Origin of the sequence: Nodosilinea sp. P-1105, assembly GCF_012911975.1 — a bacterium.
Lineage (GTDB): Bacteria > Cyanobacteriota > Cyanobacteriia > Phormidesmidales > Phormidesmidaceae > Nodosilinea.
This window is the reverse complement of sequence record NZ_SMDQ01000002.1, coordinates 162882-187294: the sequence shown is the minus strand read 5'-3', so window position 1 is coordinate 187294 and position 24413 is coordinate 162882. Positions and strand designations below refer to the sequence as shown.

Genomic DNA, 24413 nt, shown 5'->3' with positions numbered 1-24413 from the left:
GATTGTACTGGGTTTCGGAAAATGTCACCCTGACAAATACACAATGCCCCTAAACCTGGTAGCGTGATTGAACAGTTGCTGCCATTGATAAGGTCTTCAACCCTTGATCCGAACACGCCGATCTAAAGGTTCTAACTACTGGACTTTAGTCCCCTACGTTCAGCAAGAATGGCGGACGATTTTGCAAGCTTTGGTGGGGACGGCTGTTTTTGTCGCCTACTGGCCAGTGTTAGCTTGGCTGTCGGGTCGGATTCTGGAACTGTTACCCACCGGGGATGTGGCGGCGGTTGCCCGCTTAATTGCCATTACGATGGCGGGTTTTGCAGTCCAGAAAGTGGGGCAATACGTTCAAGACTCCTTGATGTCAAAAGCCGCTCTGGAAGTGGCCTTTAACATCCGTAAGGATGTCTATGCCCATATTCACAAGCTGAGTTTGGCCTATTTTGAGCGCAGCCAGACCGGGGACTTATCCTACCGGCTGACCGAAGATATTGACCGCATTGGCGAGGTGGTGCTAAAGCTGCTCCACGACTTTATTCCGTCGATGCTGCAGCTGGTGGTGGTGGTGGGCTATATGGTCTACCTGAACTGGCAACTCACCCTGACCGCCTTATTTCTAGTGCCCCTGCTGGCGGTGCTGGCAGGTTGGTTTGGCAATCAGATGCTGAACTTTTCCCGTCGCAGCCAAAATCTGGTGTCTGACCTGTCGTCCCTTGTAACTGAGGTATTTGGCGGTATTCGTTTAGTGCGCGCTTTTGCGGCCGAGCAGTATGAAATAGAGCGGTTTACCCGAGAGGCTGAAAAGAACCGCCAGGCCAAGTATCGGGCCGCCTGGCTACAAGCGGTCCAATACCCCATTGTGGGCTTTCTATATGCCCTGGTGGTGGGAATGATTCTCTTGGTGGGGGCCTGGCAAATTTCCCAGGGCAATTTAACCGGAGCCTCTTTTGGTAGCTATGTGGTGGCTGCCCTGATGTTGATCGACCCGGTTAACCACTTCATCCATAACTATGGCGAATTCAAGCAGGGGGAAGCCTCTGTAGACCGGATTATTGAAATTTTCCAGATTGAGCCAGCGGTGAGGGAGTTGCCCCGCGCAGCGGAGCTACCAGCGGTAACCGGACGGGTTGAGTACCGCAATGTTACCTTTGGCTACAAAGAGACTGAGCCCGTCTTGCGCAACCTGGACCTCCTTGCCCTACCGGGGGAGCAAATTGCCCTGGTGGGGGCCTCAGGAGCCGGTAAATCTACCCTGGTGAACCTCCTGCCCCGGTTTTACGACCCCCAGGTGGGCCAGGTACTGATTGACCATGTGGACATTGCCACGGTGACCCTACGCAGCCTGCGGCGGCAGATTGGCATTGTGCCCCAGGAAACCACCTTATTCTCGGGGACGATCGCCCAAAATATTGCCTTCGGCCAAAACGAGTTTGATCTGGCGGCGGTGGAAGCGGCTGCTCGCATCGCCAATGCCCACGACTTTATCAGCCAGTTTTCCCAGGGCTACTACACCTGGATGGGGGAGCGAGGGGTGAACTTGTCGGGGGGGCAACGACAGCGGGTGGCGATCGCCCGAGCGGTGCTGCTGAACCCTCGGATTTTGATTCTAGATGAAGCCACCTCAGCCCTGGATGCAGAGTCAGAAGCGCTGGTGCAAGAGGCCCTGGAGCGGCTGATGGCAGGGCGCACCGTGTTTATCATTGCTCACCGACTAGCCACCGTACGTCGGGCCGATCGCATTCTGGTGGTTGAGAAAGGCCAGATCATCGAGTCTGGCACCCACAGCGAACTGTTGGCCAACCAGGGACGCTATGCTCAGTTCTATGCTCAGCAGTTTGAGCTGACGGTAGATAGTTGAGCTGATGACCTCAGACGCTTTTTTGACCTGGCTGCAACAGCACCGGGCGATCGCCATTATTCGTGCCCCTAGCCCTACCCTAGGCATCCATTTAGCTCAGGCGGTGGCGGCGGGTGGCATGCGAATGATTGAAATCACCTGGAATAGTGACCAACCGGCCCAGATTGTGGCCCAGCTGCGGCAGCAGCTGCCCCACTGCGCCATTGGTGCCGGCACGCTGCTGACCCTGGCCGATCTCAAGAATGCCCAGGCAGCAGGAGCCATGTTTGGGTTTGGGCCATACACAGCTCCCGATTTACTCGCCTGGGCTCAGACCCACAATTTACCCATGGTACCCGGGGCCCTGACCCCCAACGAAATTGTGCGCGCCTGGCAGGCTGGGGCCAGTGCCGTCAAGGTGTTTCCCATCAGTGCCATGGGGGGAGCCGATTACATTCGCAGTTTGCAGGGGCCATTGGGCCATATTCCCCTGGTGCCTACCGGCGGGGTCACGGTTGACGCTGCCTTGCCCCTGCTTCAGGCCGGAGCCACTGGAGTCGGATTATCCACCGGGTTATTTGCCAAGACGGCTGTACTTCAGGAAGACTGGGGCACAATTACCACCGCTGCAGCTCGACTGGTCACCAACCTCAAACAGAATCAAGGTGCTAACAGGCAACCGTAGGCAAGACACGTATCCTATGTCATGCCCCAGTCATGACGCAGCGCAACTATGGTTGCACTGAGGGCAGTTCTTTCAGGGCGTTGACGGTTCCTCTACCCAGTCGCCAGTTCTCAGTATTGCCGTCACTGAACAATAACCGCATGGTCAACGTCTGACTTGGCAAGGTGGCTAGGGCTTCCCGTACTGGCATCAAGTCAAATCGGGTGGTACCGGCACTACAGTCAACGGCAGGAAGCGTGACCATTGGAGCATAGGCTACCCCAAACGTAAACGGGCTAGCGAAATAAGTGTTGTAAAACGGGTCATAATACACCGCCGTGTTAACACTGCTAACTTGGGGCGGTTCTACCTCGCTAATTCGGGCTGGGCCAGATTCAAGCACCTGGTCGAGGGTGGCCAAGGACGTATCGCCAGCCAATAGCTCCACTTCCACCAGAGACGCCTGATTGTGGACAATCTGAAGATTGCTGACACAGTATTTCATCACCATCTCCAGCCGCTGCCAATCGGGCACATCCGCCCAGAGAGAAAACACCCCCATCGCTGGCATGCTCGGGACGTAATCTTTATCTTTAATTGCAAATGCTACCCCGTCTGCTAGCGAAATCGTCTGACTAAAGGGGCCTTGGCGGATTTCAGCTAACACCTTGGGGGGAATAGTAGTGCGATTTTGAGCCAGCAGGCTGTCTGGCGCTTGAGCCATCGCCCAGGGGCGATCGCTGCTGTCTAAAACACCGATGGTCGCTGCTACTGCCGATAGGCTAATCCAGAGTGGTGTGAACCGACGAAGCATCATAAATCGCTAACTCCAGCAACGTGTATGGTGTTGAGATTAAGTCCTAATATCCTCTAAGTAAAGAACTGCCGCAGATGCCCCGATCGCTGGCCCTTGATCTGTGGCCTTGCCCTAATGGGAAACTCAGTCTTTTTGGCCTTGACCCATCAGCCTAGGAAGGATCGATTGGGTCGGTCCGATAAAGTCCCAAGACCAATTGATACCTTAGCCCCGTACAATTGAGGATGGGATTTTTTGCACACAGGATTTTCTGAGGAGATCAGCCATGCCACAGGCCGTCGGTTCATTAGAGACCAGGGGATTTCCCCCGGTATTAGCCGCCGCAGATGCGATGGTCAAAGCCGGTCGGGTCACCCTGATTGGCTACATTCGAGCCGGTAGCGCCCGCTTTGCCATTAACATTCGGGGTGACGTGTCTGAGGTCAAAGCCGCCATGGCGGCCGGGGTGGAAGCGGCTGAAAACACCCCTGGCGGGATTTTAGAGACCTGGGTGATTATTCCCCGGCCCCACGAAAATGTGGTTGCTGTGATGCCCATTGACTTTAATGAAGAGACAGAAATCTATCGCCAAGCGGTAGAGCAGCCGATTCTACCAGGCTCTATGGGGCGCTAGTACACCGGTACAGAAACCCGGTTTCTTGGCTAGACAGCCAATTGCCTCGTTAAAGCAGCATAACCACACTGAACCGATGCCCTAGGGCCACCTGGCAGAAAAACGAAAAAGACACACCCAATCCCCATAGGGGGCGGCAACGTCCCTATGGGGATTGCTCTAGGGTCAGTCCTTCAGGCTAAACTCGTCAAATTTCACCACCGCAGACTCGGGCTGACGGGTATCGAAGTAGTAGCTACTGATCGTGCCCTGGCCTGTGTTGAAAATGCTAAACACCGTAATATCGTTGCTGGCCACATAGGGCAGGGGCTGTCCGTCGTCATCGAGCAGTGGGGCCAGGGTGGGTACTACGGGTTCTAGCCCGTTTGGATCCCCCTGGGCGACGTAATAATCGGCGGTAAAGCCGCCCATGGCATCAGCGGCTTTGGCCGGGGGCACTGGACGAGACTGATCTCGCCAAAAAGCACCATAGGAATTGCCCACGTTAGAGGTTTCCAGGTAGTGGGTGCCCGTGGGTGACACAAATCGGTTCCACAGGTGCGAGTGGCCATAGAACACGAGATCCACGCCAGCCTGTTCGAGTAACGGGATTAGATCGCGGGCAATGTAGTCCTGGTCTAGGGGATACTCGTAGCGGATCGCCTGGAGGCGGCCATCGGGGTATCTATCCTGTACAGCCACTGGGTTGGTAAAGGCGGGAACGCTGTTATCACCCAGGGTGTGGGGCGGGTGGTGCAGCATCACTACGTTGTATTTGGCCTGACGGAAAGCATCGCTGGCCAGCTCCTGCTCTAGCCACTGATATTGTTCGCTGCCTTGGGCAATGGGCTCAAAGATATGTTGTCCGTGGCCCCACAGGTGGGGGGTATTGAGGTCAGCTTCCCGTTCTTGGTAGCGACCCCGGACGGTGGGGCTGAGATCGTACGGACGCCAGATTTGAGTGACATAGAGGGTTACTAGCCGAATATCCCCAAAGGTGATGGCGTAGTAGCGGCTGGTGGTGTCGGTGCGGTTTGGCTGGGGCACCTGACTAGCAGGTAGGGTAAAGAGAGCTTCGTAGGTGTCGGTGTTAAACGAGTTGTCTTTGATCCATTGATGGTGCAGTGAGTCATCTCTGCTGGGGTTATAGAGGCCAGTGTGGTAGTCGTACACGGCCTCAGCGATCGCCTGCGGGATAGCATCATTAAACTGGTGTTTGAGCGGGGCCGTAGCCGAGAACCGCCCCATGACTTCGTGGTTGCCGATCGCTGGAAACAGCGGTGCATGCTGAATCAACTCCCCTCCTTGGTAGCAGGTGTTGTGGTTGTTGTGGTCCAAGTCATAGCTGGCGTGCCCCTGCAGGCAGGGAAAAAAGCCATTGCCACGCCTATCGTCAAACCATTCGGAGGCGCGATCGGGGACGTTGACCAGGTCGCCAGCAAAAAAGATGCCGTCTACCTGGCCTATGGTTTCTTGCACCTTTTGCAGATTAGCCGCCACCATGGGCATGTTTTGATGATCTGAGGTCAGTAGAATTTTCAGCGGCTGCCCTGGCAAGGGGGCCGCCGCCAGGGTAAAACCGCGACTGTGAAGCCATGTACCGTCCTCAGTCAGGCTGGATACCCGGTAGGGTAGCCGCTGCCCCGGTGGTAGGTCACTCACCACCGCCTCGTGACGCCAGATCGGCCGCCGAACCGTGTGGGACAGGTTGACAAAGTCAGGATGGTCCAGCTGCGATCGCGGATCCTCTCGGGTGCGGCCCAGCACCTGGGTCGTGGCCATTGCCTGGTGAATCAGGGGCGCATCCCCTGCCTGGCCTGGCTCTCCCCAACTGACCTGGTGCTGCTGCCCAGGGAACTCCGTAAACCAGACAACCCGCACAGTCGTGGCGGTCGGGTACTGCAAAAACGGATCGGTCAATAGCCTGCTTTCCACCACTCTTTCGTCCTGTAACAACACTAGCCAGCCAATGTCTGCTCACCCTAGATTCATCCAAATGGGCGATAGATGACGACAATACAAAAACTGTCTGTTCACCCCTAACAGTTGGGAAAACTTGTGCCAGCGTAGAAGCACTCACATTCAGGCAGTCTACTTTATGGTGGCTCTTTTCAAAGATCTGTCGGCGGTATGGCCGTCCCGCTGGGGGGGCGGAATGTTGGTACTGCTCTCCCTGGGGCTGCATGGGGTGGTGCTGTCCATGCCTGTCACCGATCGCTCTCCTGATGCTGAATCCTTGCCGGAAGAGAGCCATACGGCCACCGACGTGATTGACGTGGTCCAACTGCCAGCCACCCCAGAGGTGGCAACACCAGAGCCGGAACCGGAGCCGATGCTAGCCGTAGCCCCCACCCCCGCGCCACCGCCCCAAGTTAGTCAGCCAACTGCCCCCCCAACCCCAACCCAGGCACCAGCGCCAGCGGCAGCGCCACCAACGCCCGAAGAATCAGAGGCGCTCGCCCCAGCCGCTCCCCCAGAGCCTACCCCCCAACCGTCAGCGCCCCTGACGACGGCAGAACGACTGCGCACCCCGTCTGAGTACGAGTACGTCAACCGCAACAAATCCCTCACAGCAGATAACTTCAGACGATTTACGTTTGATGTGGTGCCTGGTTGGATAGAAGCCGTCAGTCAAGACTTAGGCCCAGACGTTACGCCGGAACTGGGGAAAGAGCAATCGCCCCTATCCATTCAATACCCTCTCACCACCTGCCTCCCAGATCCCCCCGCAGAGGGGTTAGTGGGGGTAATTGTGAACGCCGATGGTTCGTTGATGCAAACCCCTGAGCTGCTGGACAGTACAAACTACCCCGTGTTGGACGACTATGCCCTCGAACAGGCTGCCCAACAAAGCTTTGAACCCCATACCTCCTCCGAGCCTCGCGCCCACTGGCTCCCGGTCAAGGTGATTTACGACGAGGCCAACTGTACTTCCTAAAACGCCGGTACAGATCCCAGGGTTCTGCCCTGGGATGCCCTGAACTCACGGCTAATCAGCCTAAGAACCCTGGGATCTTGACATACTATACTGATGTTCTAATCCTGCCTGGCAGAAATATAACCACCGTTGCCGAAGGTGTCAGGTGTCAGCATCCCCTCCTGGAAGGCCTGTGCTGTATAGCCTGCGGCATGGCTTCGCTAGCGTGTAGCGGCCCCAGAGGGGCAAACTGTCGAAGTAGGCATGGGTTACACAGGTATCAGGAAGGGTTAACCGATTTATGCGCAGCGCACTGAACCTGCCAAACGGTAAAAATCATCACTTTATACTCAAAGCGCCCTAGGTCTTACGGCAGTCATTTGCAGGAGAAAGCTATGGGGATCACGCTTTACTACATAAATGGCTGAGTATTTGTGCTGGTTTCCGATGTAGTTCTTCCGTGACGTTGAACATTAACAAAACTTCAGTAAATTATTCTTCTGCGACAGAAAAAATATGCATGGCTAGGTAAATAACCACATGCCAAGGGATCGCTTTTCCGGAAATAGTCAAGTTAAAAAATGCAACGTCTTGCCTTGCAATAAAGCCTTAAATTACTTAATAAAATTCTAATGAAGAGAATGATAGGATTCTCTCAACTAAGCCATAAGCTTTTCTTCACTATTAGCGCTAATCGTTGTTTTCTGGAGAACATTGTCATGTCTGGTAATTCCGTTGGACTCAAGCCCGAAACTCGTAACCATAAAGGATTCTTTGTGCAGGACGCTGACTACGAGTTGGTTAGCATTGAAGCCTCTGGTTGGGCGTTGATCTGTGTGGACGATGCCGTGTGCCACTATGTTGACCCTGACAATCTGTTGCTATCTGACAACGAAGGTTAGCTCAAGCCATCTGTCAACGCCTGATTCTGATCAGGGTTGATGGTTGCTATAGTGATCAGAGCTATCAATTCAAACGGTAATCCGTTTGTAGGGCTGTTCCAATCATGGGACAGCCTATTTTATCGACGATGACAGTCACGGAGGAGAGATCTTGGTGGGCCGCATTTCTAGCCTGATTAGTTGGATCCTGGTGGTTGATTTGGCCTTAGTATTACTCAGTTTTGCTTGGTTTGTGGTCGCTGTGATCGGCCACACCATGAACCTGGAGCTAGGGCTTAACCTTTGGTATTCCCTCTGGAATCCACTGATTTTGCCAGCGATCAGTATTTTGATGGCTGGGGCGATCGCCAGTGGAGTAGTGGGTTGGATCACCAAACGCTTCAAGGCCGATCCGTCCTAGGGAAACCTTTGGTCTAGGTAGGTTATCGCTACCATAGCCGCTGGGTACGGGAATACCATCGCAACAGCACCCGAGCTAAATGTTGCGAATTGTGACGCACGGTCAGATTAGTCTGCTCTTCCATGATGTTGGCGGCAATAATTCGTCGCCCGGATGCTGTAATGGCGTCTCTATCCAGCAATACAGGGCCTACCCCTTGCTTAGCATAGTGGGTGATCACCGCCGCAGAGGGTAGGGCCTTTTGCACCAGTACACCGTCAAATAGGTAACGTCCACAGGCTGAGTCAATCGCGCGAATATGATCAGAGACCGAGAAGCCTTCGGTCTCTCCAGGTTCGGTCATGATGTTGCACACATAAATTCGGGGTACCCGCTGGACCGCTATGGCCTCGACAATCTCTGGCACCAATAGGTTAGGAATAATACTGGTATATAGGCTGCCGGGGCCAATGACGATATAGTCGGCCTCTTCAATGGCTTTAATGGCCTTAGGCAGGGCTGGCGGGTTAGCGGGCAGACAACCAATGGTGACAATTTGTCCCCGCGCCTCAGCAATTTTAGACTCACCCACAATTCTGCGACCATCCTTTAGCTCAGCCCACAGCTGCACATCGCTTAGGGTAGACGGCAGCACCTGGCCGCGGATGGCCAATACTTTAGAACTGGCGGCGATCGCCTGTTCTAGGTCGCCAGTCACCTCACTCATGGCCGTTAGAAACAAGTTGCCGAAACTGTGTCCGACTAAGCCACTACCTGCCTCAAATCGGTACTTAAACAGCTCCGTCAAAAGCTTTTCTTCGTCCGCCAGGGCGGATAGGCAGTTACGAATGTCGCCAGGGGGTAGCACCCCAATCTCTCGGCGCAGGCGTCCAGAGGAGCCGCCATCGTCAGCCACAGTGACAATGGCGGTAATATTAGCGCTGTAATGTTTGAGCCCTCGCAGCAGGTTGGACAGCCCAGTGCCACCACCAATCACCACGATCTTCGGTCCCCGAGACAGGCGTCGCTGGGTGAGTAGAACGTCCAGCAGCTTTTCCTCTTGATCGGGTACTAGTACATCAGTAATGGCCCCGACGGCACGAGTCTGACCCCACAGAATTAAACCTAGGCCTAGCAAAATCCCCACAGGGCCACTGACATAGCTAGGAAAATAGGTGGTGATGGCCCTGAGAATGTCCCCTAATACCCGACCAGTACGAAAGACTGGCGTCAGGTTGAGCCAAACCATTAAGCCGATGCCGACTAGCAAGACACCCGTCACACTTAAAAACAGCCAGCGCTTGACTAGTAGCCCAGGCGCTAGCCACCAAACCCATCGATTCACCTGTCGTGATGGTGTGGGCCGTCCGGTCGAAGTTGGTCGAGGTTTTGCCACAGGGTTAACCTGGCGGAGCAGCTTCCCAAAGGCCATATGCAGAGGTTTGAGCAACATGGGGGCGGTTGAAATAGGAGGATGGCAGGCCAGGGAACAGGGTGATGTTCGCACTAGTCAGCGGCGTTTTAGCAAGATGGCACACCTCGAAGGATAGTGTAGCTTCTATAACTAAGGGTCGTGGTGCCCAATTGTATACCAAGGTCAAATCTTAGTTTTGAGTTGCCCAGGCGCGAGCTATTCTAGCCATGGGCAAGGGTAATAGCGCTGGCCAGAGGGCTGAGGGGTGAGGTGCGATCGCAACACAGCGTTCTGGGACATTGACATCGCTTGGGCTTAGCGCTTTTGATGTTAGCGATGACTGGGGAATGAAACCTTTCGCTATGGTTAACAACAGCTTTAAAGACATAGGTGCCTATGACTGACGCCAGCAGGAATAGAGAGCGGTATACCACCGACCCAAGCCAGTCTTATCAGAGTGTACAGTCCGGTGGTTGTGGTCAGGAGCCGCTACTGGAACTGCGGGGTATTTGCAAAAGCTTTGGCCCTAATCAGGTCCTAGACCATGTTGATTTAACCATTTATCGTGGCGAATCCGTGGCGATTATCGGTCCGTCGGGGACCGGTAAATCCACCATTTTGCGAATTATTGCGGGGTTGTTACCCGCTGATGCCGGGGAAATTTATGTGGCCGGTCAGCGGCGAGACGGGCTGATCGAGGATGCCGTAGATCCGGTGGGCATTGGCATGGTATTTCAGCAGGCCGCCCTATTTGATTCCTTGACAGTCAGGGAAAATGTTGGTTTTCTGCTGTATCAACACTCTAAGTTATCCGCTCGACAGATTCATCAAATTGTGGCTAATGTGCTAGACATGGTGGGCTTGCCGGGTACAGGAGAACGCTATCCAGCGGAGTTATCGGGGGGAATGCGCAAGCGGGTCAGCTTTGCTAGAGCGATTGTGTCTAATCCTGATAACCCCCAGGATCGGCCAGCTCTGTTACTGTACGATGAACCGACGGCGGGGCTGGACCCAATTGCATCTACCGTGATAGAAGACCTGATCCGAGATATTCAAAGCAGCAATGGATGCAGTTCGTACTTAATTGTGACCCACCAAGACAGCACAATTCGTCGCACAGCCAATCGTGTGATCTTTTTACATCGGGGGCGCATTCAATGGAGTGGCCCAGTGGAGGCCATTGATGAAACCGACAACCCCTTTGTCCGCCAGTTTTTTAGTGGCCAAGTCCAGGGACCGATTCAGCTCGCCCCCTAGGGTAGGTTGGATGGCATCGTCGCCGCTAACCGCCAAGCCTTGGCTCAGCAGGTTGGTATTCGGGATGATGGCGCAGATTCTCTGGGAGAATGGGGGATGGTCGATATGGTAATGATTGAGGTAGATAAGGTCAATGCGCTCAAGGGCAATCCGAGAAGGATCTGTAGGTCTGTTGATATTAATTGCGGTGGGCCTGTTTGGCGGATTGGTCCTGTGGCTGCGGGGCCTCAGCCCAGGTGCCCGCACCTATCGGGCGGTGTTCCTGTTTGAAAATACTCTGGGGATGAACCAGGGGGCTGCGGTACGCTATCGCGGCGTGCCAGTAGGGCGGGTCTTGAGCATTAGCCCCGCCGCTAATGAGGTAGAGGTGGTTGCGGAAATTACCCAAGCCGACTTGCGCATTCCCCAGGACGCCAATGTGGTAGTTAACCAGTCGGGGCTGATTGGCGAAACCACGATTGATATTACGCCCGTCCGCCCCTTGCCAGAGGATGCCATCGCCATGCCCATTACGGGGGATGGCTGTGATAGCCAGGTGATTGTTTGTAGTGGCGATCGCGTCCAGGGGTTTGTCGGTGCCAGCTACGAGTCGCTGATTCGTTCGGCAGAGGGGCTGGCCAGTGCCTTTGCTGACCCAGACATGCTGGAGGATTTAAGGGTCACCCTCCAGAATGCCACCGTCTTGACCGAAAGTGCCACGCTGCTGACAGACGAACTGATTGGCCTATCTCAACAAATTCGCACCGATCTGGGGCCGTTGATGGTGTCAGCCAACCAGGCCACCGGTAGTGTCAGTGATGCCGCTGCCCAGGTGGGCAGCACAGCGGCCCAGTTTGAAGTGACTGGCACCGAAATCAACAACCTGATTATGGCCAATCGCGGCACCCTGATCAGCACTCTGGGTAACCTGAACCGCAGTACGGCTGAACTGGAGGCGATCATGGCGACCCTCAGCCCCACCATTCGAGACAGCGAGCTCCTCAATAACCTAGATACCCTGTCTGCCGATGCGGCAGCGACCATGGCTGATCTGCGGTCAATTACCTCAGCTGTGAACACCCCTGAAAACCTATTGCTCTTGCAGCAGACCCTAGATTCTGCCCGGAGCGTGTTTCAAAGTGCCCAAAAGGTGCTGGCAGATGTGGATGAGCTAACCGGAGATCCAGTTTTGCGGCAAAACATTCGTCGGCTGATCAATGGCTTAAGCGACCTGGTATCGATTACCCATCAGCTCGAACAAGAAAGTCAGCTAGCCGAAGCTCTGACATTCCCGGCAGGCAACCGGGTGGAGCGCATTACCCTCACCCCAGCGCCTAAACCAGAAGCCGCTGACACCGGGTCTCAGCTGTTAGTCAGCCATGAGGGGCAGCTGTATCGCTTTCAGGCTCACCCCAGCCCAGTGCCCCCCAGTCCAGTACCCTAGAGGCGATGGCTGTTGCCCCATGCCTCAGCACGCCTGACCCATGCCCATAAGCCGCGATCGCACCCCTTGCCGATGCCCCCATCCCCTGTATTCTTTGACTTCGAAGCCGACTTTGTAGAGTCCCTGCGCTGCATTCCAATGATCGTGCGATTTAACCTAGATACCTGCGGTGTCAAACTCAAACTACACCACTGGAACCAATTCAGCCCTGCCGAGCGACAACAGTTGGCCCAGCGCCCGTGCCAGGATGCGGCCACAGCTGTCGCCTATGGCGACTATGTACAGGGACTGGTCAGCCATTACACCGGAGCACCCGCCAAAACCCTACCCCTTGACCCCCATCCCCCCTGGGAAAACCCCCAGTCGATCCCCCCTGAGGTCGTCACCCGAGCCGCCGCAGAGCGCTGCACGATTTCCCTAGACCAGTGGCAAGCCCTCGATCCCCTACAGCGATTTGCCCTAATCAAGCTCAGCCGTCCCAGCCACGAAAATAAAAACTTTTACCCCGCCCTGGTGGAATTTGGGCTAATGGATGGATAACGGTGACTAGAGCAGTCACACGTTGGCGTTTGGAAGATTGCTAATCCCTACAGTCGAGGCACGACAGCCAGGGCGGACTGTCTGACTGTCTTTAGTCTCGATCAGAAGCCGGTTAGCTGTTGCACGCTATACTGCGACCTGTTATCTACGCTAGCTTTAGTGATGTCCAAATGGTTTAACACCGCTGGCCCCTGTAAACCCGACATCCACTATATGCTGCCACCCCTAGATCGGCTGCCGAATCTGACGAAATTGGTGGCCCAGCAGGGATATTTTGTCCTCGACAAACGGGCAAAACCACCGCGATGCTAGCTTTGGCAAAGTGCTCAGAGACGACGTCTTAATTTCTTGCTTACACCAGCTTCGCTCTGGCTACCCCGATCGTCCCCAAGAATTCCCTCAATCCCTTGCTTTAATTGGGGTACGGGATGTGCGGGATTACAAGGTCACTGCAGGCGGCAGTAACCGCTTAAATACGGTCAGCCCATTTAACATCAAGATGGATCTGTGTTTGCGCTATGGGGATGTCACCCTGGGAATAGAGCTGAAAGTATGGCGTGAAGGTCGACCGGATCCCATGGCCGCAGGGCTGGAGCAGCTGGATCGCTATCTGGCCGGGTTGGGGCTCGACAGCGGCTGGTTGATTATCTTTGACCACCTTCCCACCTCCCCAACCTCCCCACCTTCCCCATCTCCCCACCGTCCCAATCAATCACGCCGACTTCCCAATCGAGGCCGCTTCGGCTTTGGGACCGGAGATTCAAGCTGAAGATAACCCGATAGCCAATACACACACAGGTAAAACGGCCCCGTATCCAACAGGGCGGCTACCAGCTTAAACACGTAGCCATAGCCAATAAAGCGAATCAACTGGGGCCACAAACTTTGGCTATCGTCGATGGGCAACACCCCGGCCAAAAAGTGAGTGATTAGCACCACAGCTGTAGTATCCACCAGTTGGCTCAAAAGGGTCGAGCCATTGTTACGCAGCCACAGATGCTTACCATTGGTCAAGGTTTTCCAAAAGTGAAACAGGTACACATCCACAAACTGAGCCGTTAAATAGGCGGCCATAGAGGCCGTCACCGCCCCAAAGGTGAGGTTACGAATCTCGAAAAACACCGGCAACCGGCCAGCGGCATCCCGCATAATTTCCCCGGTGGCCGGGTCGATCTGCTCGAAGCCTGGCAAGACGCCCCCCAGCCAGACAATAAATAGCACCCAAACATTCAGCAGCAGCCCCACCCAGACCACCTGGTTGGCCCGTTCTTTGCCGTACAGCTCTGAAATTAGGTCCGTACATAGAAAGGTGACAGGATAGGGCAGAACCCCTACTGCCACCGTGACCGCAAAATCGCCCCAGGTAAACACATTCACAAACCGACTAATGCTGAGAATGTTAAGCATGCCCAGGGTGCCGAGAAACAGCCCTGACAGCACTAAAAACACAACCTGACGCCGATTCTGGATATGCTCGGGCACCGCGATCGCAGGGGCTGCGGCGGTAGGGGATTCAGTTGCCATAGGAGGAAAGATAGGAAGGACCAGATCCCCCTCAGGATATCAACTCCTTCCGTTGTCCTGGGCTATACCAGCCATTGAAATATCCTGTCTTCACCATGGACACGCAAGACCGCTGTGATGAAGGCTTGATAAAGAGGGAAGAGGGAAGAGGGAAGAGGGAAGAGGGAAGAGGGAAGAGGGAAGAGGGAAGAGGGAAGAGGGAAGAGGGAAGAGGGAAGAACGTAGGACGTCGCCCGTGCGCAGCAAAGGGAAGAATCCAAAATTCAAAATCGAGCTGACCCACCCCTGCCCCTCCCAGGAGGGGATGCCAAAATCCAAAATCCCCCCCATTCCCCCGCCAGGGCGGACACACAGGTCCGCCCCTTCACCCATCCACCCATCCACCCCTTCACCCCCCCACCTCCCCACCTCTTCACCTCCCCAACACCTCCCCCACCTGCAAGTGACTGCCATTAACAAAATCAGCCCCGGTCTGGGCTTGCTTGCCGCTGGGCTTCACCTGGTGCAGCAGCAGCCAGCCATCCCCCGTTTGCACCACCGGACCATAGCCCTTCAGGAAACCCACAACGGTGCCAGGCGTGGCTGGCTCTAGCTGTAGGGTCTCAAAGGCGGTCGGCAGAGCCTCCCATTCAAGAGGTAGGTGAGGCCAATAGGTCGCCCCCAGGGGAATGGTGGCGGTCACCTTGAGGGGTTGACCTCTAAAGGGGGTCACACAGTTGGGATAGAAACCACGAATTTGATTGTGCAGCGCGATCGCGGCTTTTCCCCAGTCCAGTTCATAGTCTTGCTTTTGAATCAGGGGGGCATAGGTGGCCAGGGCAGCTGGCTGAGGCTCGGGGGTGAGACTGCCCGCCTCCAGGCTCTGGAGGGTTGCCACCAGCAAGTCGGCGCACTGGTCAGCCAGGGCAGCTGCCACGTCGAAAAAGTTATCCAGCAGACCCATGGGCAGGTGTGACTTGAGCAACATGGCCCCCGTGTCCATGCCTGCATCCATCAGCATGGTGGTCATGCCAGTTTCGGTCTCCCCATTGACGATGCACCACTGGATGGGGGCTGCCCCTCGGTAGGCAGGCAGCAGCGAGCCATGGCCATTGATGCAGCCCAGGCGGGGCATATCTAAAATCCGCTGGGATAAAATCTGACCGTAGGCCACCACCACAAAAGCATCGGCCTGGAGGGTCGCTAGGGTTGCTAGGGCATCCTCATCTTTTTTGATCCGGCGGGGAGTGACTATTGTGGGGCCGTTGGCGGCTAGGGCCACCTGCTTGACGGGGGACGGCTGCACCTGTTTGCCCCGGCCCCGGCGCTTGTCCGGCTGGGTAACCACTGCCACGACGTCAAAGTCGGGTTCGGCCAGCAGCCGCTGCAGGCTGGGCACGGCAAACTGGGGGGTACCAAAAAAGACCAGACGCATAAGGACAAAAACCAAGCAAGAACAAAAGCAGTACTAGACGCAGGGGCCTATCGGGGCACAATGCCAATATCAATGCGCTGGTTACGCTGCTGGGCTTCGGGGCTGGTGCTGATCACCCGAGGCCGAGACTGGCCATAGCCCACCACCACCCAGCGACGGCGATCGCTAGCCAACTGGGGCTCTAGATACTGCTGTACCACTTGGGCTTGGCGAAAGGTGAGCTCGCGATCGGCGGTTGGATCATTGGGGCCAGCGGTGTGGCTACCTACCAGCAATGTGGCCGCCGGATACTGACGCAGGTCAGACACGATCGTATCTAGCAGTTGTTCTCCCGCCGGCAGCAGGGTGCTGCTGCCGGGCTCAAACAGCAGAGTACTGGGAAGCACAATCCGATCGCTGATCAGTGGAAATTGGGGTTCTGGAAACGGTACTGGGGTGGGGGGTGCCTCTGGAGCTATTGCTTCTGGCGCTTCAGCCGTCTCCTCTGGATCAGCTTCCTCTGGATCAGCCTCTGCCTCTGGATCTAACTCTGGGTCTAAAGAAAGTTGCTCCAGCTGTTGCAGCCGCATGGCCAGGGTACCCGTGGTGGTTTGGCCTACTGTCTCCTCAAGTTGATCGAGACGGGATTCTAAATTGGCTAAATCCTGCTGCAGTCGAGTTAGGTCATCTGCCAGCTGCTGGCGCTCTTCCTCAGAGAACTCGGAGGCCTCAGGGGCTATCGGCTCCACTGGAGCCATGTCTGTCGGGGTATCCGTTACCGCCTCATCCTCTCCCGGTTCGACTGGGTCTGGGTCGATGGGGTCTGGCACACTGCCTCGCCACCACTGAGGCAGCTGGCGCAATCGCCGGGTAGTTTGTCCCACCTGGCGCAGGGCTACCTCAGCGATCGGAGGATCTGGGTTGCGGGACGGAAATACCTGGGCCACTACCATGCCCAACGTCCAACCCAGGCTAGCAGTGACCCCCAGAACCACTAGACGACTGACCAGCCACCAGAGGCTGTAAACCCCCCGCTTCAGGCCCCCAGGCCGCGAGAGAGTCGGGGGAGTTGGCGTCATGGGGGAGGGCTGAACGCCTTGGGGCTGTTCAGGGGGAATTGGGGGCATTTCAGAGGGATCAGACATACCAGACGGTGGCGAGGGCCAGATGCTTGTTTGGAACTGTTGCTACTGGGGCCAACCATCCCAGGGGCTCACCTGCAAGACCCCAGTTTCAGTAAAGACTACCAAAAAGTCAGCCTGCTCTGAATCGCTGTTGGTGCGAGTCACCAGCCCCGGCAGGGGAGTTTCCTCAGCCAGCAGCACGGCAGCCGCGTTAGTGGGTTCGTAGCCGACCACAGTCCCATCTCTATCCAACCGTACCCGAAAGTTTAGGGGTTCATTGGCGGACAGAGGTTCTAGGTTGTCTAGAATACTGCTGTAGAGGGTGCTGTTCAGGGTGCGAATGCGATCGCCATCATTGATCTGGGCCTCTAGGGCCGGGAGTCGTCCTGATGCGGTCTCGCTGTTGGCCTCGCTGTTGGCCTCGCTGTTGGTTGGAGTAGCAGCCCCACTGGCTCGGTTAGCCGGTTCCACCACCACAGTCCCATCCGGGGTAAAGGTAGCGATAAATTGGGCTACGGCTTCCTGTACAGGCTGATTGGCATTGACCGGCAGAAACGTGAGCTGTGGCAAGGGGGTCGTATCGACCGCCGCTAGGGCCGCCTCGTTTTCATACTTGTAGCCCAAAATATCCCCATCTTCTGACACCACCATGCGGTAGGTTAACGCTTCAGTGGGGAGCGGATCTTGAGCCCAAGCGTCTTGAAGCCGATTGGCCACATCTTGCCGGAGCACAGCAATGGTATCGGCATCGGTAATGGCTGGCGCCGCTTCTAAGCGATCGACCGCCGCCTCAGCTGCATTAGGATCAGTCAGGTTGTCGTCGTTGGCCAGATTATCACCTCCATTCCCCGCCAGGGGATCTGCCCCGGCCTCAGAGGACTCGGTCTGCTGCTCGGGTCGGCTGGGCTCAAACACAGGCGGTGGCACAAAGAAGAGCGCTAAGCCAGCAGCCGCCAAAGCCGCTGCCCCAATGGCCGCTGGGGCGGCTCGCTTGGTCATGGGCTCGGCCGGTTTCACCAACCGCCGGGGCACCGCCTGAAACTGGGCCGTCAGGTCGGGTAGGGTCTGGGTGTCGGCCAACAGTTGATCCACGGCCTCCATCAGGTCATAAAACTGTACCGTCGTCAGCTTAATGTCTAGTGGCGGCAGCGCATTCGTGTCAGTGACGGGGGGGTCGATGGGCTGCTGTTGCACAATTAAATGGTGGTAGCCCCCCTCCCCTGGCTTCAAATCAACCATAGGCGGCGCTACACCCGCAGTTGACAGGGGGCGAATCACCCCACTCAGGATCTGTTGGCCGTAACGGCTAACGGCTGCCACCAAACTATCTAAAAACTCTCGCCCCCCAGTCAGGGTGGCATCGGTGGCCCCCGGCAGATGACACTCAACGTTCATCAACACGGCCAAGGGGGACATGGGGTCATGCTCATTAGCGCTAAGTCCCTGTAGCACTAAATTACAGTGGGGTAGGGTGTATTGACGCTGAATAGTCATGACACCTCTCCATCAAATAAGCTACTCCAGAGTCTTTCGGCACCCAGTACCCCAGAGCACAGTAGCAACTGTTCCAACAATTGAATTGCTAACTCGTTCAGCTTTTCATCAGTGCTGTAGGCAATCACCCCCGCCCGCCGGGGGTTCATGCGAGCGCGAAAGTGGCTGCGAAAGCGGGTCAAATAGTCTGCCAGCCGAAAATGATGATCTAGGGAAAGCTGCTTGTCAGTTAGCTGTTGATACCCTAACAGCAACTGTCTGATCACCACTGTCAGCCGTCGAGCCAGGTTAGCAATGATCACCACCAAGGCTTTGGCCTCGTTCAACGGCATCGGTCGTCGCTGGCTGTAGCGACGCATGGGATTGGTACTGCGTAACAGCCATAGATGTACACGCCCTCGCACCAGCCCATGTAGGGCCAGTTCTCGGCAGGCGGCCAGCATGGCTTCGCTGCCCCCCAGGTCCAGGGCTTCGATCGCAAGCAAGAGTAAATCAAGTTGGGTACGAGCCCGGCGAGGGCACTCGTCGGTGGCAAGCTCAGGGGTGGCAAGCGCATCCAACATTAGAGGGGGCTGGGGAACTGGCGGGCTATTGACTGGCATTCAGTTCTCTGGGTGATTCGAACAGCATTCTATCAAAACACAGGTTGACCTTGCCTGTCCGGAGGGATTGCCGAACCTTCTGACAAATCTAACCGCCGTGCGTTACCAAAATTCACGAAATTCGACGATAAGCCCCAGTCTGTGGGGGCATACTAACGCCGATAGGCCAAAAGCTAACTCATCGAGTTTTTTCGCCCCAAAAACTCAGGGTTTAACCAATGACCTTATCGCTTCACATTCTAAAGCGCGATCGCAGGGGCGATCGTTTTTCAGCACTATGACATATCACTCTCAAAAGCGATTCTTGCAGAGTTGTTTAGTAGCTTTGACTTGCGGTGGCGCTGCCCTAGTTGTTGCCTTGCCCGCGATCGCCCAAGACTCCATTACCTCCAGCCATGATGGCACCGGCACCCAGGTGTCCTTTGATGCCATGACCCAGATGTACACCATCAACGGGGGTACCCAGATCGACGCCAACCTGTTCCACAGCTTCCAGCGGTTTGGCCTGAATGCGAATGAAATCGCCAACTTTCTGGCCCGGCCTGACATCTCTAATATTTTGGCCCGGGTTTCTGGAGGCGAGGCTTCAATTATTAATGGTTTGTTGCAGGTGAGTGGGGGCGACAACGCCAACCTGTTTATCTTGAACCCGGCGGGGGTGTTGCTGGGACGCAATGCCCGCCTGGACCTGGCCGGGTCTTTCTCAGTCAGCACCGCCAGCGGCCTGGCCTTTGGGGATGAGATCCTGAGTGCCACCGGCAGCCATGACTACAGTGCTCTGACCGGCAACCCCACGGGCTATATTTTCCTGGGGCAAGAGGGGGTCTTGCTGAATGAAGCGGATTTAGCCGTTGGCAGCGGGCAAAATATTACCCTGGCGGGCAGCACCGTGGTGAGCACAGGCACCCTTGATGCCCCAGGGGGCAACATTTCCATCACCGCTGTACCAGACCAGGGCGTTTTGCGCATTTCCCAGGAGGGCCTGGTGATGGCCCTGGCTGTGCCCAACGACAGCCTAGGACAGTTGACAGCGGGCATGACCGCCCTAGATTTACCTAGTTTGCTGGCGGGGGCATGGGGCGGAGCTGCAACCCGTGTGCAAACGTTGGCGGATGGCACCGTCGTGCTGACCGCTAATCAATCTGCGATTCAAACTGTCCCCGGAGCCGTCACCCTGGCCGGGGGCGTCAATGTCTCAGGGACCCAGGCAGGCCAGGTGCAAGTGCTGGGGCAATCGGTCGCTTTACAAGGAGCCGCGATCGCCGCCAATGGCACCGATGGCGGTGGCCAGGTTTACATTGGTGGTGACTACATGGGTCAGGGGGATTTACCCACTGCCCAAACCACCCTAGTTGATAGCAACTCTCTGATTACCGTCAACGCCCTGGAAACCGGCAACGGCGGCCGAGTGATTGTTTGGGCTGATGACTATACCTCGTTTGCTGGACAGATTTTAGCCCGAGGGGGCGCTCTGGCTGGGGATGGTGGCTTTGCCGAAGTATCTGCCAGAGGAGTGCTCAACTACACCGGACAAGTTGACTTGCGTGGTGGAGAGGGCGGCAAAACCGGAACCCTACTGCTAGATCCTCGCAATATTAGGATTGTGGCCTCAGGCACTGAGAGCATAACATTTGGTGGTGGCACCTTTACGCCGAATCAAAATGATTCAATTTTGCAGGCTAGCACCCTAGAAAATGCCCTTGCCAGCGCTAATGTGATCGTAGAAACAGGCAGTGAGGGCGACCAAGACGGGGATATTTTTGTAGACGCTCCCCTTACCTGGGGGCAGAACACGCTTACTTTGTCAGCCCACCGCAACATTCAAATCAACGCCAATCTAGATGCCTCGGCTGGTGGCGGTTTGGTGGTTGAATTTGGGCAAGGGACCCCTGACGGGTCAGGTGCTTCTTATACAGTTGCGCCAGGGACGAGTGTAAGAATCCCTTTGCCCACAGGAACGAATGTCGCAACCTCTGGCTTTCGCTGGAAACAGGGCTCCGAAGGAACCAGTAATGATTTGGTCCTGAATAATGGCTTCATTAGTTTTGCACCAAGAAACCAAGGCGCCCAAATGGCGCCAAATCAGTCGTCAATCAATCAATTTGGGCAGCTAACTCAGCCTTTTTATTACGACAATTTAACCGCTGGACGTGATGGCTTTTATAAGCTAACGTTCGGCAGTCATCCCTTAGATATCGAACTGGGCCTTGGTACTGAGGGTGAACGGTGGAATGGCAATAGTGACTTCATCAACTCGCAAACTAATTTTGTGTCCCAACCTGGCAGCTTCCTTGAAATTGCTGGTTATTTACCAGGAGTTGGTGCTGGTCCAGGTGGTGGGCCTCAAGGTTCAGGTGTAGTTGAAAGTTCAGTTAATGTCCTAGTTGGCACAGAATCTGTCAACATTACTAATCGATATACGCTTCAACCTAATGACTACTTCCTAAGGGTTGACACGACAGCTACAGCCTTATCTTCTGGCGTGGAAAACCTGGGGCTATGGGTAGGTACCCGAGATGATTATGTCGGGTTTGTAGATGGCCCTACAAAAATAGTTGGCAACTTTGTCAACGGTAGTTTTGTGCCAATCACACAAGTTGGAGAGGTAGGCAATGTTTTAAGGATTGACGAAACCACTAATGACTCAGGCGCGTCTGTGCTATTTTACTCAACCAATCCTGAAGCACAAGCCACTCACGCTAATTGTTGCACATTTACTAATGCAACCAGGCTAGACCCAACTACCGTGCAGCCAAGTCGAAGGGGAGATGGTTCATACGCGGTCTACAGTAACTTTGGGGATTTGGCGGAAGGAACCTCTGGTACCCTAACTTGGTTCTATGCAGCAGCACCTGCCAGCATCATCGAGGATGTTGCTCAAACCGTTTCAGAGGCTGCCCCATCTCCTGTGCCTCAGCCCCCTGCACCTGAGCCCCCTGCACCTGAGCCCCCTGCGCCTCAACCCCCTGAAGTTCAGCCCCCTGCACCAGAAAACACCCCTGAATTTCCCGAATGGCCACTGACCCGCATGCCAGCATTCGCCGCTGAACGGGTGGCGGGGGGCTTGCGGTTTAGCATCCAGCCGGAGCTGGCCCAAGAGCTGAATTTGTCGACGCAAGAGCAAGATGATTCTGCCGCCGATACCGAAGACAATTCCTCTGATTTCTCTGGGGATGATCAGGACGAGTCTGCTGATAGCCAAGAGGCTTCACCAGAGTCCTCCATGGATGAGGAAGATGCTGGGGAAGATGAGGAGGAGCAGGAAAGCTGCCGGGTTGAAGGCGCTATGGGGGCTGATTCAGAGGTCTGTCCGGACGAGTAGCCTGTGAACCTATATACCAAGTCCAGCTCGGGATCTGGAGTTTTCCCACAGGCAGAACTCCAGGTCTGGACTTGAATCTGGTTTAGTTGGCCGAGTTTTGTAGCAGGTGACGTTTAGAAAACGTCCCTCTCAGTGGTGGGCAATGCCCACTCTACGAGCTGTGAACCTGTAGTAGGCCAAGTGCAGATTAGCGATCGATCCTTCAGACGGGCCGCTGAGCCAAGGACTAAAAGTCCAAGGCTCAAAGCAAAAATCCTCTGAAGAGGATTGATAGCCAAGTTCCCCAGTCTGCTTTAGCAGACTTTGGCTATGAGCCAGGGAGTTCACTCCCTGGTGGTTGTAGCCGGAGTCTACGATCTGTCTTCCGTCATCTCATATCTGGCCCCAAACCTGGCAGGGGATTGATCCATCACCTGTCGATCAGGACCACGATTTCGATCCAGTTTCTTCGATCCATTTTCAATGTTTCAACTTTTTCCCTGTGAGGGGTAATTATGTCCTATCGTTTTTTCGCTGTTGCCTTGCCGTTGAGTGCTGTTTTAACCCTGGCGGGGGCCGCCCAGGCTCAGGTAGACTTGCAACCCGACCCGCTGCCAATTCCTGAGCCCTTGCCTGAAGCACCCCAGATAGAAACGCCTGAGGTCGAGCCTTTGCCGTTACCTGAGGACGACACCACGACCTTTGAGGTCACGACCATTCAGGTGGTGGGCAGTACAGTCTTTAGCCCCCAGGAGTTAGCCGACTGGGTCGCCCCCTTTGAAGGGCGTACTGTCACCCTGGGGGAATTGCAGGGGCTAGCTAACGAACTCCAGCAGCGCTACCTGGAAGCGGGCTTTATCACCACCCAGGTACGCATTCCTGAACAGGTTTTGACCGATGGTCAGGTCACCCTTGAAGTGCTGGAGGGACGACTGGCTGAGGTGGAGGTGGAGGGCAGCGATCGCTACCGGGATTACGTCAGCAGCCGTCTGAATCTGGCCAGCACCGATCCCCTCAGTCAGCCTGAATTAGAGGACCAGCTCCAACTGCTGCAACTGAGTGGGTTGTTTGAGCAAATAGACGCCGAACTTCAACGGGGAGAAGCCCCTGGCGAAAGTGTACTGGCCGTACAGCTAGATGAAGCCAGTCCCTTTAGTGGGCGGGTCTTCGTGGATAACTACTCCCCGCGCAGTGTGGGGGCAGAACGGATTGGCGCCACCCTCAACTATCGGGGCTTGGCGGTCCCCGGAGACAAGCTCACCGCTGGGGTAAGCACCACCTTTACGGGCGGGGCGCAATCTTACAACTTGGGCTATGAGGTACCGGTTAGCCCCCACGACAGTACGGTCAGGGTGGGGGTCTCCTACGAAGATTTCAACATCACAGAGCGGGATAACCCGGCCTTTGCCCTGGGGGCCAGGGGCAACTCCTGGGTCTATGAAACGGAATTTCGGCACCCGCTGATTCGCACCCCCCGAGAGGAGTTAGCTCTGTCTGTGGGCTTTCGCCATCGGGATGGCCAAAGCGTGATTTTAGATACCCTCACCGTCCCCAGCACGACTAGCGTATTTCAGTTTGGTCAAGACTACCTGCGGCGGGACGGATCTGGAGCCTGGGCGGCGCGATCGCAGTTTAACCTGGGCACTGGTCTGTTGGGGGCCACCATCAACCCCTCTCCCCAGGCCGATGGTCGCTTTTTCAGTTGGCTGGGGCAGGTGCAGCGGGTCCAGGTGCTGAGCCCCGATAACCTATTGCTGGTCAGGGCTGATTTACAACTCAGCTCAGACTCGCTACTGGGCAGCGAACAGTTTGTGATTGGTGGTGGCCAGTCGGTGCGGGGCTACAGCCAAAACGTGCGAGCTGGGGATAATGGCTTCCGGCTATCCATCGAAGACCGCATTGTACTAGGTCGTAACGACGCTGGAGCCGCGATCGTGCAACTGGCCCCCTTTACGGACATGGGTGCTGTGTGGTTTAAGGATGCGGCCACCCAGCCCACCCAGCAAAATTTCCTCTGGGGAGCCGGGGTAGGCTTACTGGCGACCCCCCTACCGGGCCTAGACGCCCGCCTGGATGTGGGAGTGCCCATTATTCAGCTGAATGAAATCAGCGATCGCCAAACCGGTGTCCAATTCTACTTTTCCTTGGGATACCAGTTCTAATGTCAACGCCTAGGGCCATCATCCCCTGAGGCCAAAGCCCACAGCATCCCCCTCCCGAGACGCTACTGCCC

Annotated in this window: 19 protein-coding genes and 1 pseudogene; 12 read left to right on the top strand and 8 right to left on the bottom strand. The window is 55.8% G+C overall.

Going from position 1 to position 24413, the window contains the following annotated elements:
• Positions 1-106: 106 nt before the first annotated feature.
• A complete protein-coding gene (locus E1H13_RS01840; protein ID WP_169611708.1) occupies positions 107-1858 on the top strand; it encodes an ABC transporter ATP-binding protein in 1752 nt (583 codons plus the stop codon).
• 4 nt (positions 1859-1862) lie between these two features.
• Positions 1863-2522, top strand: coding sequence for a bifunctional 4-hydroxy-2-oxoglutarate aldolase/2-dehydro-3-deoxy-phosphogluconate aldolase (locus E1H13_RS01835; protein WP_169611684.1), 660 nt, complete (start codon positions 1863-1865; stop codon positions 2520-2522).
• A gap of 46 nt (positions 2523-2568) precedes the next feature.
• On the opposite strand, the gene E1H13_RS01830 is transcribed toward E1H13_RS01835, so the two are convergent.
• A complete protein-coding gene (locus tag E1H13_RS01830; protein WP_169611683.1) occupies positions 2569-3318 on the bottom strand; it encodes a hypothetical protein in 750 nt (249 codons plus the stop codon).
• A gap of 265 nt (positions 3319-3583) precedes the next feature.
• Between E1H13_RS01830 and E1H13_RS01825 the strand changes: the two genes are divergently transcribed.
• A complete protein-coding gene (locus E1H13_RS01825) occupies positions 3584-3931 on the top strand; it encodes a carbon dioxide-concentrating mechanism protein CcmK (protein WP_169611682.1) in 348 nt (115 codons plus the stop codon).
• 165 nt (positions 3932-4096) lie between these two features.
• On the opposite strand, the gene E1H13_RS01820 is transcribed toward E1H13_RS01825, so the two are convergent.
• Positions 4097-5845 (bottom strand): metallophosphoesterase, encoded by a 1749-nt coding sequence (locus E1H13_RS01820; RefSeq protein WP_347404103.1) that lies wholly within the window; start codon positions 5843-5845, stop codon positions 4097-4099.
• Between the two features lie 163 nt (positions 5846-6008).
• Between E1H13_RS01820 and E1H13_RS01815 the strand changes: the two genes are divergently transcribed.
• The 3 genes from E1H13_RS01815 (at position 6009) to E1H13_RS01805 (ending at position 8129) form a co-directional block, all read left to right on the top strand.
• Positions 6009-6848, top strand: coding sequence for a hypothetical protein (locus E1H13_RS01815; protein ID WP_169611681.1), 840 nt, complete (start codon positions 6009-6011; stop codon positions 6846-6848).
• Between the two features lie 698 nt (positions 6849-7546).
• Positions 7547-7729 (top strand): hypothetical protein, encoded by a 183-nt coding sequence (locus tag E1H13_RS01810; RefSeq protein WP_169611680.1) that lies wholly within the window; start codon positions 7547-7549, stop codon positions 7727-7729.
• A 154-nt stretch (positions 7730-7883) separates the two neighbouring features.
• Positions 7884-8129 (top strand): hypothetical protein, encoded by a 246-nt coding sequence (locus E1H13_RS01805; protein WP_347404102.1) that lies wholly within the window; start codon positions 7884-7886, stop codon positions 8127-8129.
• A gap of 28 nt (positions 8130-8157) precedes the next feature.
• Here the strand turns inward: E1H13_RS01805 and E1H13_RS01800 are convergent, their stop codons facing one another.
• On the bottom strand, positions 8158-9561 hold the full coding sequence (locus tag E1H13_RS01800) for a gluconeogenesis factor YvcK family protein (protein ID WP_206069879.1): 1404 nt from the start codon (positions 9559-9561) through the stop codon (positions 8158-8160).
• Positions 9562-9918: 357 nt separating this feature from the next.
• Here E1H13_RS01800 and E1H13_RS01795 point away from each other — a divergent pair, with 357 nt between their 5' ends.
• The 4 genes and pseudogenes from E1H13_RS01795 to E1H13_RS01780 all read left to right on the top strand — a co-directional run.
• Positions 9919-10779: an ABC transporter ATP-binding protein gene (locus E1H13_RS01795; RefSeq protein WP_169611678.1), complete on the top strand. Its 861-nt coding sequence runs from the start codon at positions 9919-9921 to the stop codon at positions 10777-10779.
• A 133-nt stretch (positions 10780-10912) separates the two neighbouring features.
• Positions 10913-12202 (top strand): MlaD family protein, encoded by a 1290-nt coding sequence (locus tag E1H13_RS01790; protein ID WP_169611677.1) that lies wholly within the window; start codon positions 10913-10915, stop codon positions 12200-12202.
• 72 nt (positions 12203-12274) lie between these two features.
• The gene (locus E1H13_RS01785; protein WP_169611705.1) at positions 12275-12742 is read left to right on the top strand and encodes a nitrate reductase associated protein; all 468 of its coding nucleotides are present in this window, start codon (positions 12275-12277) and stop codon (positions 12740-12742) included.
• Between the two features lie 162 nt (positions 12743-12904).
• Positions 12905-13397: pseudogene (locus E1H13_RS01780) on the top strand (hypothetical protein); the annotation flags it as partial.
• Between the two features lie 53 nt (positions 13398-13450).
• Here E1H13_RS01780 and E1H13_RS01775 read toward each other — a convergent pair.
• The 5 genes from E1H13_RS01775 to E1H13_RS01755 all read right to left on the bottom strand — a co-directional run bounded on the left by E1H13_RS01775 (position 13451) and on the right by E1H13_RS01755 (position 18879).
• Positions 13451-14266 (bottom strand): queuosine precursor transporter, encoded by an 816-nt coding sequence (locus E1H13_RS01775; protein WP_169611676.1) that lies wholly within the window; start codon positions 14264-14266, stop codon positions 13451-13453.
• Positions 14267-14678: 412 nt separating this feature from the next.
• Complete coding sequence (fmt, locus tag E1H13_RS01770; protein WP_169611675.1) at positions 14679-15680, bottom strand: methionyl-tRNA formyltransferase; 1002 nt, start codon at positions 15678-15680, stop codon at positions 14679-14681.
• 47 nt (positions 15681-15727) lie between these two features.
• A complete protein-coding gene (locus tag E1H13_RS01765) occupies positions 15728-16804 on the bottom strand; it encodes an OmpA family protein (RefSeq protein WP_169611674.1) in 1077 nt (358 codons plus the stop codon).
• A gap of 42 nt (positions 16805-16846) precedes the next feature.
• Positions 16847-18277 carry a DUF4335 domain-containing protein gene (locus E1H13_RS01760; RefSeq protein WP_169611673.1) on the bottom strand — a complete coding sequence of 477 codons (1431 nt, stop codon included), beginning with the start codon at positions 18275-18277 and terminating at the stop codon, positions 16847-16849.
• Positions 18274-18879 carry a DUF3038 domain-containing protein gene (locus E1H13_RS01755; RefSeq protein ID WP_169611672.1) on the bottom strand — a complete coding sequence of 202 codons (606 nt, stop codon included), beginning with the start codon at positions 18877-18879 and terminating at the stop codon, positions 18274-18276. Before E1H13_RS01755 ends, E1H13_RS01760 begins: the two co-directional genes overlap by 4 nt.
• 277 nt (positions 18880-19156) lie before the next feature.
• On the opposite strand from E1H13_RS01755, the gene E1H13_RS01750 reads away from it, so the two are divergent.
• Together E1H13_RS01750 and E1H13_RS01745 are read left to right on the top strand one after the other, a co-directional pair.
• Positions 19157-22201: a filamentous hemagglutinin N-terminal domain-containing protein gene (locus E1H13_RS01750; RefSeq protein ID WP_169611671.1), complete on the top strand. Its 3045-nt coding sequence runs from the start codon at positions 19157-19159 to the stop codon at positions 22199-22201.
• Between the two features lie 494 nt (positions 22202-22695).
• Positions 22696-24342 carry a ShlB/FhaC/HecB family hemolysin secretion/activation protein gene (locus E1H13_RS01745; protein WP_169611670.1) on the top strand — a complete coding sequence of 549 codons (1647 nt, stop codon included), beginning with the start codon at positions 22696-22698 and terminating at the stop codon, positions 24340-24342.
• The last annotated feature ends 71 nt before the right edge of the window (positions 24343-24413 follow it).